The 11705-nt window shown below is 71.4% G+C and carries 9 protein-coding genes; 4 read left to right on the top strand and 5 right to left on the bottom strand.

The genetic code is table 11. From position 1 onward, the window contains the following. The first annotated feature begins 2 nt into the window (after positions 1 to 2). A complete protein-coding gene (locus ACEXQC_RS07335) occupies positions 3 to 998 on the top strand; it encodes a stage II sporulation protein M (protein ID WP_374819981.1) in 996 nt (331 codons plus the stop codon). A gap of 308 nt (positions 999 to 1306) precedes the next feature. On the opposite strand, the gene ACEXQC_RS07330 is transcribed toward ACEXQC_RS07335, so the two are convergent. The 5 genes from ACEXQC_RS07330 to ACEXQC_RS07310 all read right to left on the bottom strand — a co-directional run bounded on the left by ACEXQC_RS07330 (position 1307) and on the right by ACEXQC_RS07310 (position 7492). Continuing rightward, positions 1307 to 2614, bottom strand: coding sequence for a DUF58 domain-containing protein (locus tag ACEXQC_RS07330; RefSeq protein WP_374819979.1), 1308 nt, complete (start codon positions 2612 to 2614; stop codon positions 1307 to 1309). Between the two features lie 220 nt (positions 2615 to 2834). Then, complete coding sequence (locus ACEXQC_RS07325) at positions 2835 to 3842, bottom strand: AAA family ATPase (protein ID WP_374819977.1); 1008 nt, start codon at positions 3840 to 3842, stop codon at positions 2835 to 2837. A gap of 75 nt (positions 3843 to 3917) precedes the next feature. Then, positions 3918 to 5198: a DUF4350 domain-containing protein gene (locus ACEXQC_RS07320; RefSeq protein WP_374819975.1), complete on the bottom strand. Its 1281-nt coding sequence runs from the start codon at positions 5196 to 5198 to the stop codon at positions 3918 to 3920. Further along, a complete protein-coding gene (locus ACEXQC_RS07315; RefSeq protein WP_374819974.1) occupies positions 5195 to 5902 on the bottom strand; it encodes a DUF4129 domain-containing protein in 708 nt (235 codons plus the stop codon). The genes ACEXQC_RS07320 and ACEXQC_RS07315 overlap by 4 nt, the downstream gene beginning before the upstream one ends. A gap of 9 nt (positions 5903 to 5911) precedes the next feature. Next, positions 5912 to 7492: a DUF7847 domain-containing protein gene (locus ACEXQC_RS07310; RefSeq protein ID WP_374819972.1), complete on the bottom strand. Its 1581-nt coding sequence runs from the start codon at positions 7490 to 7492 to the stop codon at positions 5912 to 5914. A 121-nt stretch (positions 7493 to 7613) separates the two neighbouring features. Here ACEXQC_RS07310 and mtrA point away from each other — a divergent pair, with 121 nt between their 5' ends. Genes mtrA through ACEXQC_RS07295 form a run of 3 tightly spaced genes read left to right on the top strand, consistent with a single transcriptional unit; the run spans position 7614 to position 11669 of the window. Next, positions 7614 to 8291 (top strand): MtrAB system response regulator MtrA, encoded by a 678-nt coding sequence (mtrA, locus tag ACEXQC_RS07305; RefSeq protein WP_374819970.1) that lies wholly within the window; start codon positions 7614 to 7616, stop codon positions 8289 to 8291. Positions 8292 to 8299: 8 nt separating this feature from the next. Then, positions 8300 to 9994, top strand: coding sequence for an MtrAB system histidine kinase MtrB (gene mtrB / locus ACEXQC_RS07300; protein WP_374819967.1), 1695 nt, complete (start codon positions 8300 to 8302; stop codon positions 9992 to 9994). Further along, positions 9987 to 11669, top strand: a complete 1683-nt coding sequence (locus ACEXQC_RS07295; protein ID WP_374819965.1) for an LpqB family beta-propeller domain-containing protein — start codon at positions 9987 to 9989, stop codon at positions 11667 to 11669. Before mtrB ends, ACEXQC_RS07295 begins: the two co-directional genes overlap by 8 nt. The last annotated feature ends 36 nt before the right edge of the window (positions 11670 to 11705 follow it).

Below are 11705 nucleotides of genomic sequence, written 5' to 3'. Positions count from 1 at the left end.
AGATGGACCTCGACGCCTACTCCGCCGCCCATCGAGATGAATGGGATCGTCTCGATGAACTCGGTCGACGGCGGGAGTACTCGGGCCGGGAGGCCGACGAGCTGATCGAGCGCTACCAGTCGGGTGCCACCCAGCTCTCCGCCATCAAGACCGTTGCGGGGTCCACGCGTCAGGGCGACCGACTGTCGGTTTCGCTTTCGCGGGCCCGCCTGCGGTTCACGGGTGCCGGAGCCAACATCCTCCGCCAGATCCCGATGTTCTTCGCCATCCACCTGCCGGCGGCCCTGTACCGCTTGCGCTGGCTCACGCTCGCCGTGGCGTTGGCCACCGTGGTGATCGCCGCGCTCTACGCGGTGTGGATCTCGCAGAACCCCGCGGTCATGGCCGCGCTCGGCGACAACGAGGATCTGCAGAAGCTCGCCGACGAGGACTTCGTGGACTACTACTCCGAGAACCCTGCGGCGTCGTTCACAGGGCTCGTGTGGACGAACAACGCCTGGATCGCGGCGCAGTGCATCGCGTTCGGCATCCTGGGCATCTTCGTGCCGTACGTGATCATCCAGAACGCCCAGAACCTCGGCGTCAACGCGGCCGTCATGTTCGAGTTCGGCCAGGGCGACACGTTCTTCCTCTACATCATGCCGCACGGTCTGCTCGAGCTCACGGCCATCTTCGTGGCCGCTGCGGCGGGGCTGCGCATCTTCTGGGCGTGGGTGGCGCCGGGTGCGCGCACCCGCGGCCAGTCCCTCGCCGAGAACGGGCGGTCGCTCTTCACCGTGGCGGTGGGCCTCGTGTTCGTGCTCTTCGTCTCGGGAGTCATCGAGGGGTACGTGACGCCGGCGCCGTGGCCGTGGACGGTGAAGATCGGCATCGGGGCGCTGGCGCTGGGGGCGTTCTTGTTCTACATGCTGTTCATCGGCGGCCGCGCGGCCAAGGCAGGCCACACCGGCGACCTCGAAGAGTTCGAAGCAGGCGCGAAACAACTAGTGGCCGGCTGAATTCGCAACAGGCCGTACTCGACGACCCAAGGTGAGCGGTTGGCCGCGAAGCGACCGGCCGCTCACATGTCGCGCTGCGCCGCAGAAGCGGCGGCGCAGCCTGCGGAGGCCGCGCGAAGCACGGCCCCCGCAGCAGAAACGGGGTTTTGCTGCGCCGCCCCCTGTGCGGCGCAGGCGACATGTGAGGCCGACGTCGCTTCGCGGCGTCGGTCTCACCTTGGGTCGTTGGGTAGGGCCTGGTCGCGTTGTGGCTTGCGCGGTGGTGCGGTGTTGGGGGTGGGTTTCTCCCGGTGCTGCTGCCGTGGTGGCTAGAGCCTGCCGGCGGCCTTCAAGGCTAGGTAGCGGTCTGCCAGGGCCGGCGGGAGGTCGGCTGGGGCGCCTGTGATGACGTCGGCTCCGTAGCGTTTGAGGACCGTGGTGACTCGGGCCACGTCGAGGAGGGCTCGCTCGGCGGCCGCGGCGCGGTAGACCTCTTCGCGGTCGGTGCGGCGGAGCACTCCGGCCGCCACGTCGGGGTCGGTCACCGAGGTCACGAGCACCGTGTGGTTGCGGGTGAGCTGCGGCACGATCGCCATGAGCTCCCTCGAGATGCCGGGGGAGTCGATCGCCGTCGCCAGCACCACGAGCGAACGCTGCGTGGTGACCTGCCGCACGAGGCCGGGCACCGCCGTCCAGTCCATCTCGATGAGGTCTGGCTCCACCGGCGCCATCGCGTCGACCATGCGCGAGAGCAGCTCCGGCCCTGAGGCACCGTGCACGCGCCCGCGCAGTCGCCTGTCGTACATGATGAGGTCCACGCGGTCGCCCGCCCTCGAGGCGAGCGCGGCGAGCAGCAGCGCGCTCTCGAAGGCGGTGTCGATGCGCGGCTCGTCGTCGATGCGCGCGGCCTGGGTGCGGCCGGTGTCGATCACGATCACCACCCGCCGATCCCGCTCGGGTCGCCACGTGCGCACCATCACGTCGGTGTGCCTGGCGGTGGCGCGCCAGTCGATCGAGCGCACGTCATCGCCGCGCACGTACTCGCGCAGGCTGTCGAACTCGGTGCCCTGCCCGCGGATCATCACGCTCGTGCGCCCGTCGAGCTCCCGCAGCCGGGCAAGCCTCGAGGGCAGGTGCTTTCGCGAGTTGAAGGGAGGCAGCACGCGGATGCGCCCCTCGGAGCGCAGGGTCGTCTGCCGGGCGGCGAGCCCGAGAGGCCCGAATGAGCGCACGGTGACGCGCTCGGTGCGCCGCTCGCCCCGCCGGAACGGGGTCAGGCCGATGGTGATGGCACGACGCTCGCCGCCGGGGATGCCGACGCGGGTGCGCGTCGTCGACGCCCCCGCCGAGGGCTGCCAGGCGTCGCGCACGATCGCGCGCAGGGTGCGCGATCCGGTGTTCGTGATGTAGAGGGTGCTCGACGTCGTCTCACCGAGCCGCACGCGAGCAGGCAGCACCCGCTCGAGCGCGAGCGCCCGGGGCGACGCCGCCACGAGCAGATCCACGACGAGAAGAACCACGAGCAGCCCGATCCACCCGAGCAGCGCCGCATACGGCTCCCCGTAGATCTCCCCGAGCAGCACCACAGGCACCACCCCAGCAGCCAGCAGCCCCACGAACCGCCCAGAAACACTCACGCCGAGCCCCGCCCCGAGCCAGGCCCGAACGCAACAGCGCCCACCCGACGAGCCCCGACGTAGCAGAACGCAACGGGGCCCACTCGACGACCCAAGGTGAGGCCCCGGCCGCGCCAGCGACCGGAGCCGAACACGCCCCCTCGCGCCGGGCAGGGACCGGCGCGACCGCCAGAAGCCCCTCGCCGAAGGCGAGAGGTTTCTGGCGCAGCCAGCACCCTGATCAAATGGGCACCCGCACCTGCGTGAGGATGCTGCGGAGGATCGCGTCGACGGAGACGCCCTCGAGCTCCGCCTCCGGCCGCAGCTGGATGCGGTGGCGGAGCACCGGCAGCACCATCGCCTGCACGTGGTCGGGCGTGATGCCGGGGGATCCGTTGAGCCACGCCCAGGCCTTCGCGGAGGCGAGCAGCGCGGTGGAGCCGCGAGGGCTCACCCCGAGCTTCACCGAGGGGCTCTGCCGCGTGGCCCGGGCGAGGTCCACGATGTAGGCCAGCACGTCGGGCGAGGCCTGCACCCCGAGCACCGCCTGCTGGGCCGCGGTGAGCTCGGCCGCGCTCAGCACGGGGGTGACGCCCGCGGCCACGAGGTCGCGCGGGTTGAAGCCGTTGGCGTGGCGCTCGAGCACCGAGACCTCGTTGTCGCGCTCGGGCAGGTCGAGCACGAGCTTGAGCAGGAAACGGTCGAGCTGCGCCTCGGGCAGCGTGTAGGTGCCCTCGTACTCGATGGGGTTCTGCGTGGCCGCCACGAGGAACGGATCGGGCAGCGCCCGCGTCACGCCGTCGGCGCTCACCTGCCGCTCCTCCATGGCCTCGAGCAGGGCCGACTGGGTCTTGGGGGGAGTGCGGTTGATCTCGTCGGCGAGCAGGATGTTGGTGAACACCGGCCCCTCGCGGAACGAGAACTCGCCGGCCTTGGCGTCGTAGATGAGCGATCCGGTGATGTCGCCCGGCATGAGGTCGGGGGTGAACTGCACACGCTTGGTGTCGAGGCTGAGCGCCTGGCTGAGCGAGCGCACGAGCAGTGTCTTGGCCACACCGGGCACACCCTCGAGCAGCACGTGGCCGCGGGCCAGCAGCGCGATGATGAGGCCCGTGACGGCGCCGTCCTGGCCCACGACCGCCTTGCCCACCTCGGCCCGCACGCGCGCGAGGCTCTGCCGCAGCTGCTCGGGGCTGTACTGCTGCGGCTCGCCGTACGGCGCTCCCGCGGGGGTGGTGGTGTCTGTCATCGGCCTGTCCTCACTGTCATGGGGCTGTCTCTGGTGCTGTCTCGGGAGCCGCTCCGGTCATCCGGTCGCGCGGCGTCAGCGCGGGGTGGTGGCACGGCTCACCTCCTGCTCGAGCAGGAGCAGCCGGTCGGAGAGCGCGAGCAGCTCGGCCTCCGAGCGCGGCACCGCGCCCACGATCGTGTCGTAGACCTCGTCGACGTGCCGGCCCGTCACGGCGGCGACCGAGCGGCTCACCTCCACCACCCCCGCATACCGCGGCAGAGCGAGCATCGAGGTCAGCCGGGTGATCGTGCCGATGCGCACGGCGTCGAGCGCCCGCCCGTGCGCGCTGTGCTTGGCGTAGAGCCGGGCCCTGCCCTCCATGGTCTCGCTCGCGCGCACCGTGACCGGCAGGTTCTCCACCACCACGGGGCCGAAGCGCCGCCCGCGCCAGATGCCGGCCGCGATCGTGGTGAGGATGAGGAGCAGCAGCACGGGGGTCACCCACACCGGCGTGAGGGTTCCGAGGGTCTCGGGGGCCTCGCCGTCCAGGGCGAGATCGTCGTAGCCGGGGATGTACCAGACGAGCGTCTCGTCGCCACCGAGCAGGCCGAGCGCTAGAGCCGCATTGCCCTCCTGCGCCACGAGGCCGTTGGTGAGCGAGTCGCCGCCCCCGAAGACCGTGACGGTGCCGTTCGCGGTGGTCGAGCGGATGAGCGCGAAGGCGTCGCCGGAGTCGCCCGATCCGGCCAGGAAGCACGTGTCGACCTCGCCGCCGTTCGCGTCTCCGCCCGCGGCGACCGGGCGGTAGGTGGCGTTGGGTGCGGTGATGGTGCCCCCGCGCTCGGCGGCCTCGATGCCGCAACCGCTGCCGGCCTCGAGGATGTCGTCGCCCTCGGGCGATCCCGCATTGGCGATGCCGGGCGCCAGCACGTCGAGGTCGCTCGACCACGGCTCGACGAGCACGAGGTCGGCCCCGCTGGAGCGCACGAGGTCGGCGAGCTCGGCGCGGCGGTCGTCGTCGAGGTAGCCGTAGACGTCGGCCACGAGCAGCGTGGCGTCGGCACCCGCGCCGCCGGAGCCGCCGGCGCCGTCGAGGGCCGCCGTGGCCTCCTCGAGGCTCGCCGCCCCCACCACGTCGACGCCCTGCTGCCTGAGCACCTCGGCCACGGCGCGCGATCCGGTGGGGCCGGCGTTCTCGATCGAGTACCTGTCGGTGTCGGGAGTGGCGGATGCCCCGAGCACCACGGTGAGCACGGCCACCACGAGGGCGGCCACGACCACGACGACCCAGAAGACGGCGCGACGCGCGGTGGAGCGCACGCGCGGTGTCTCCGCGGTAGCGACGGCCGGCGCTCCCGTGGTTCCGAGGCTCACCGCACGACCTCGTGGTCGACGCGATCCATCGCCACCGGCCCCTCGTTCTGCAGCTGCCGGTCGAGAGCGGTCACGCGGTCGTACTGCGCGTGGGTGCCAGTCTCGCCGAGGTAGCGCACACCGTCGAAGAGCAGCGCGCAGCCCACGAGCTCATCGCGTCGGGAGGGGAACGCCTCACCCGCCCGCCCGGCGAAGTCGCGGGCGGTGGTGCCGGGGGCCGTGAGCACCACGGTGCGCTCGGCCAACTGGCGGGCGAGGGCGCGGAACGCCTCCTCCACGGCCACCGTGAAGTCGCCCTGGGCGGCGGCGCGGGCCGCCGAGGCCCGCAGCTCAGCTGCCGACCTGGCGTCGTCGGCGCCGAAGAGCGACCCCGGCTGCACCTGGCTGCGCCGGTTGAGGCGCGGTCGCCCGAACACGAGGAACGCCACCACGATGAGCGCCACCACCACGAGCACCACGATGAGCGGCACGAGCCCCGTCAGTCCGGCGCCGTCAGGCACCCGCAGCGAGTCGAGCCACTCCCCGATGCCCTGGGCCACCCGGTCGAACCAGCTCGGACGAGCGGCCTGGTACGGCGGTTTGCTGAGCTCGCCCAGCAGCCACTCCCTGGCGGTCTCCGCATCCGGTTCCACCGGCACCTCGCCGGGGGCGCGACCGGTGAGCGCGCCCAGGGGCGAGCTCAGAGCGAGAACGAAGGGCGACATGGGAGCGGATCAGACCTTGCGGCGCGGCAGGTAGGGGTCGGGCCACGACTCGTCGCCGTCCTGCCGCGACTCCACGAAGCGGGTGAGCTCGATGTCGAGGCCCTCCTGCCGCATGCGCAGATCGAGGTAGACCACGGCGACCGTCGCGGCCTGCACCACGGAGGTGAGCGCCGAGAGGATGATCGTGAAGGCGAGGAACACGAAGTACAGCACGATGATCGCCACGATCCCCGAGCCGGAGCTGTTCGGGTCGATGAGCGTCGCGACGATGGGGATGAGGAACGAGAACGGCGTCGACAGGATCTGCGTGGCGAAGTTGAGGATGACCGAGACGAGCGCGATCACCCCGAAGGTGCGCCAGAAGTTGCCCCTCGTGAGCGCCCACGAGCGCCGCATGGCCGCGAACACACCGAGCTTCTCGAGCACGATGAGGCTCGGCACGAGGGCCAGCTTGGTGCCGAGCCAGATGCCGAGCACGAGTGCGGCGAGGCCGACGAGCACCGTGCCGACGACGGCGAGCACGATGCCCGTCTCACCGAGCACGGTCGCGAGCACGATGAGGCCCACCACGATGCCGATCACGATCACCACGGCCAGGGCGATGAGCGCGAACCAGCCGGTGAGCGGCAGGATGCGCCGGAAGGCGGCCTTCCACAGCTCGCCGAGCCGCCGCTTCTCGCCGAGGGTCGCCCGCGAGACCTCGAGCACGAGCACCGCCTGCAGGAGCGCGGAGGCGAAGAGCGAGAGGCCGAGCGGCACGAGCAGCGAGACCACGATGATGGCGACGTTGCCCGCCTCGATGGCGTCGAGGTCGCTGCCGACGGCCGACACCGTGCGGGCGCCGGCCCAGACGGCGGCGGCACCCACGAAGAGCACCGTGACCAGCACGATCAGGAGCTGCACGATCAGGCCGCTGCCGAAGGTGGCCTTCGGGTTGCGGCGCACCACCTGGAACGGGGCACCGAGGAGGGTGCCGAAACCGAGGGGGCGCAGCGGGATGAGCCCTGGCTTGGGCGGGGGAGCCCAACCGGTGGCGGTGGGCTGCGCGTAGCCCTGCTGCGCCCACGCGGGAGTGCCGTCCTGAGGCGCGTACTGCGGCTGCCCGTACGGCTGCTGCGGGTAGCCCGGCTGCTGGTACTGGGGCTGTCCGAACTGAGTCTGCTGGTACTGAGGCTGCCCGTAGGGCTGCTCATACTGCGGCTGCGCCGGCTGCTGCTGCGGGTAGGGCGGAGGCGGCGGGTACTGCCCGTACTGCTGCTGCGCCTGAGGCGCAGGCGGTGGGGTGTACTGCCCGTACTGGGGCTGTGCCGGGGGCGCCGATGGCGGCGCGTACTGCCCGTACTGGGGCTGTTCCGGGGGCGCTGATGGCGGCGCGTACTCCCCGTACTGCGGCGGTGCCGGGGGCGCTGATGGCGGCGCGTACTGCCCGTACTGGGGCTGTTCCGGGGGCGCTGATGGCGGCGCGTACTCCCCGTGCTGCGGCGGTGCCGGCGGTGTCGCCTGCGCCTGCTGCTCAGGCTGCTGCTCGGGCGCCTTCTTCGGCTCGCCCTTGTCGGCCCCTGGTGCCGCCCACGTGTCGTTCTCGCTCATCGCTGTCCCTCGAACCCCCAGCGCCGGTGTCGACCGACCACGTCCTACCTCCTCCATGCTTTCACACTCGCCCGGAGTTTTCTCGGCCTCCGCCCTGAGCCGCTCGGCTACTGTGGTCGCCATGGACCCTCGCATTCTCGTTGTCGACGACGACACGGCCCTTGCGGAGATGATCGGCATCGTGCTGCGCGCCGAGGGTTTCGATCCGGTCTTCTGCGCCGACGGCTCCGAGGCGCTCGCCGCGTTCCGCGAGGCCAAGCCCGATCTGGTGCTGCTCGACCTCATGCTCCCCGGTCTCGACGGCATCGAGGTCTGCGGCCTCATCCGGGCCGAGTCCGGCACTCCCATCATCATGCTCACGGCGCGCACCGACTCGGCAGACGTGGTGAAGGGCCTCGAGTCCGGCGCCGACGACTACGTGGTGAAGCCGTTCAACCCCAAGGAGCTCGTGGCGCGCATCCGCACGCGTCTCCGCCCCGTGCCCGACTCGACTCCCGACCTGCTGCAGGTCGGCGAGCTCACGCTCGACGTGGCCGGCCACGAGGTCAAGCGCGGCGAGGAGCGGGTCAACCTCACGCCCCTCGAGTTCGACCTGCTGCTCGCGCTCGCCTCCAAGCCCCAGCAGGTCTTCACGAGGGAGATGCTGCTCGAGCAGGTCTGGGGCTACCACTACAAGGCAGACACCCGCCTGGTGAACGTGCACGTGCAGCGGCTGCGCGCGAAGGTCGAAGAGGATCCCGACAACCCCAAGATCGTCATGACCGTGCGCGGCGTCGGCTACCGCGCCGGCGCATCCTGAGCACTCCCGTGAGCGAGCGCCCGCGCACCACCCGTGTGGGCCCCGCCATCGTGCAGGGTGCCAGGGGCTGGCGGGGCTGGCCCCGCCAGGTGGTGCGGGTGTGGAGGCGGTCGCTGCAGTTCCGCACGATCGTGATCACGGTCGCGCTCTCGACCCTCGCCGTGGTGGTCACGGGCACCTACATGTCGATCTCGATCGGCAACGACCTCTTCCAGTCGCGCCTCAACCAGGTGCTCGTGGAGTCCAAGAACGCCGCGACCGCCGCGCAGACCATCTTCGACTCCGCGGATGCCTCGGGCGAGGCCTCCACGCTGTCGCTGCTCAGCTCGGCCAAGTCCGCCATCATCGCCTCCTCCTCGAGCCGGCTCATCGCCCTCTACGCCACGCCGGGCGAGACCTCGCCCACCACCACGGTGCTCTCGTTCGCGAGCCCCGAGCTCGCCCGCACGGGTGTCATCAGCCAGGAGCTCCGGCAGTCCGTGGCCGACACCCCCGACGGCGCCCAGCAGCACTGGCAGTCCGTGCCCCTCGGCAACGAGCAGGGCGGATCGGATCCCGGCATCATCGTGGGGTCGCCCCTCACCATCCCCGGAGCCGGATCGTTCGAGCTCTACATCGGCTACAACCTCGCCGAGGCGGATCAGACGCTCGTGTTCGTGCAGCAGACACTGTGGCTCGGCGGTCTCGCGCTCATCATCCTCATCGGCATGGTGGCGTGGCTCATCGTGCGCCTCGTGGTGGAGCCCATCCGGGTGGCGGCCGAGACGAGCGAGAAGCTCGCGGCCGGCCAGCTCGAGGTGCGCATCCCCGAGCGCGGCGACGACGTCATCAGCACGCTGGCCCGCTCGTTCAACGGCATGGCCGACAGCATGCAGTCGCAGATCACCCAGCTGGCCGACCTCTCGCAGGTGCAGCAGCGCTTCGTCTCCGATGTCTCGCACGAGCTGCGCACCCCGCTCACCACCATCCGGCTCGCGGGAGACGTGCTCTACGACCAGCGCGAGTCGTTCCCTCCGGCCACCGGCCGAACGGCCGAGCTGCTGCACACCCAGACCGAGAGGTTCGAGGTGCTGCTCTCCGACCTGCTCGAGATCAGCCGCTTCGACGCCGGATCCGCCTCGCTCGACACCGAGCCCACCAACCTCGTGCGCCTGGCCGAGGATGCGGTGGAGGGCATGGAGTCGCTCGCCGAGCAGGCCGGCTCGCAGCTGCGCCTCGTGGCGCCTGGCGGCTACTTCGAGGCGGAGGTCGACGGCCGCCGCATCCGCCGCATCGTGCGCAACCTCCTCGGCAACGCGATCGAGCACGGTGAGGGCAAGCCCATCGTGGTGAGCGTCGACAGCGACGAGCGGTCGGTGGCGCTCTCGGTGCGCGACTACGGCAGCGGCATGAGCGAGGAGGAGGCCGAGCGGGTCTTCGACCGGTTCTGGCGCGCCGATCCGTCGCGCAAGCGCACCATCGGAGGCACAGGGCTCGGGCTCGCCATCTCGCTCGAGGATGCGACGCTCCACGGCGGCGTGCTCGAGGTGTGGTCGCGGCCGGGCGCCGGCTCGAACTTCCGGCTCACGCTGCCGCGCATCCAGGGCCGCATGATCGGCGAGTCGCCCCTTCCGCTCGAGCCGTCGGACGCGTTCGGGGAGGCGCCCGCTGTCGCCGAGCTCAGACCACCCGCCGGACTGCCCACGGGGAGAGACCATGACTGACCGCCTGCGCAAGGGCCTCCTCGGCCTGGCCGCCGTGCTGCTCCTCGTGCTGGTGGCCGCCTGCAGCGGCATCCCGCGTTCCGGGCCGGTGGAGGAGGGGGATGCGATCGGCACCGACGACGACATCGACGTCATCTTCCTCGCCGCGGATCCCACCGCGGGTGCCACGCAGCAGGAGATCCTCAACGGCTTCATCCTGGCCGCCAAGAGCCCGCAGGACGACTACGCGATCGCCCGCCGGTACCTCACTCCGAACGCCGCCGACGCCTGGCGGCCCAACGAGGGCACCACGGTCGACTCCGGCCCGCGACCCACCTCGTCGCTGAACGACACCACGCTGCAGATGAGCATCTCCGAGGCGGCGAGGGTCGACGGCAACGGCTCCTACACCGAGACGGCGCCGGGAGCTCCGACGACCCTGCAGTTCGGGTTCACGCGGGTCGACGGCGAATGGCGCATCAACGCGCTCGCCGACGGCATCGTCATCGAGGAGCTCTTCTTCGACCAGGTGTTCAGCTCGCACGCCCTCTACTTCTACGATCCGACGTTCACCTACCTCGTGCCCGACCTGCGCTGGTTCCCCACCTCCACCGCCGTGGGCACCCGGGTGGTGCGGGCCCTGCTCGCCGGCCCCTCGGCGTGGCTCGGCGACGGGGCCGTGGTGACGGCGTTCCCCGACGGCACCATCACCCCCGCGGTCGTCACGGCCGGCGGGCAGACCCAGGTGGAGCTCTCGAGCAACGTGCTGCAATCGGATGCGGTGGACCTGCAGCGCATGCAACGTCAGCTCTCGGCGAGCCTCAGCGACCTGGCCTCCGCCTCCACCATCGCGATCTCGGTCGACCAGAACATCGTGCCGATCCCCGGCTCCACCTCGCTGCCCGCCGAGGTCTCCACGAGGGTCGACTCCCGGCCGCTCGTGGTGCGCGACGGTGCCTTCGGCTACCTCGCGGGCGACGGCGTGGCCGCGGTCGAGGGCGTGAGCGCCGGCGTGGAGTCGCTGCAGCCGCTCGATGCGGCGTTCTCCGAGTCGTCGGAGACGGCGGCCGTGCGCGGGGCCGACGGCGCGGTCCACGCCGTGCGGGGCGGGTCGGCGCCGCAGCTGCTCGATCAGCGCCCCTCCCTCATCGCGCCCGCCGTCGACCCCTTCGGCTACGTGTGGTCGGTGCCCACCGGCCAGCCCACGGAGCTCACGGTCTTCGGTCCTGACGGCGCGGGCACGGCCGTGCCCACGAACTGGGACGGCGCCTCCGACATCACCTCGTTCGAGATCTCCCGCGACGGCACGAGGGCTCTGGCCCTGCTCTCGGTCGACGGGGTGCCGAAGCTCGTGGTCGCCGCCGTCATCCGGAGCCAGGACGGCGTGCCGCAGCGACTCGGGCGCCCCGTGGAGCTCACGACGTCCACGGGTACTCCTCTCGACGCCACGTGGGTCGACCAGCTCTCGGTCGCGTCGGTCACCGAGCTGGGTTCCGGCGAGGCGCGTGCCGTGCTGCAGACCCTCGGCGGTCGCAGCAGCTCGCTGGGGTCGCCGCCAGGAGCCGTCACGATCGCCGGCGGCAACGACCTCGAGGGGCTGCGGGTGCTCTCCCGCGACGGGAGCCTGCTGCAGCAGCGGGGGAGTGCGTGGCAGGTCGCCGCCACGGGCATCGGCCGACTCGCTGTGCAGAACTGACCGTTCTCCACCATCCCGGTCTCGGGGGCGCTCGTC

The organism is Herbiconiux liukaitaii (genome assembly GCF_041927495.1).
GTDB lineage: Bacteria > Actinomycetota > Actinomycetes > Actinomycetales > Microbacteriaceae > Herbiconiux > Herbiconiux liukaitaii.
The sequence above is the reverse complement of the archived record's forward strand: the minus strand, read 5'-3'. Positions and strand labels throughout refer to the sequence as shown.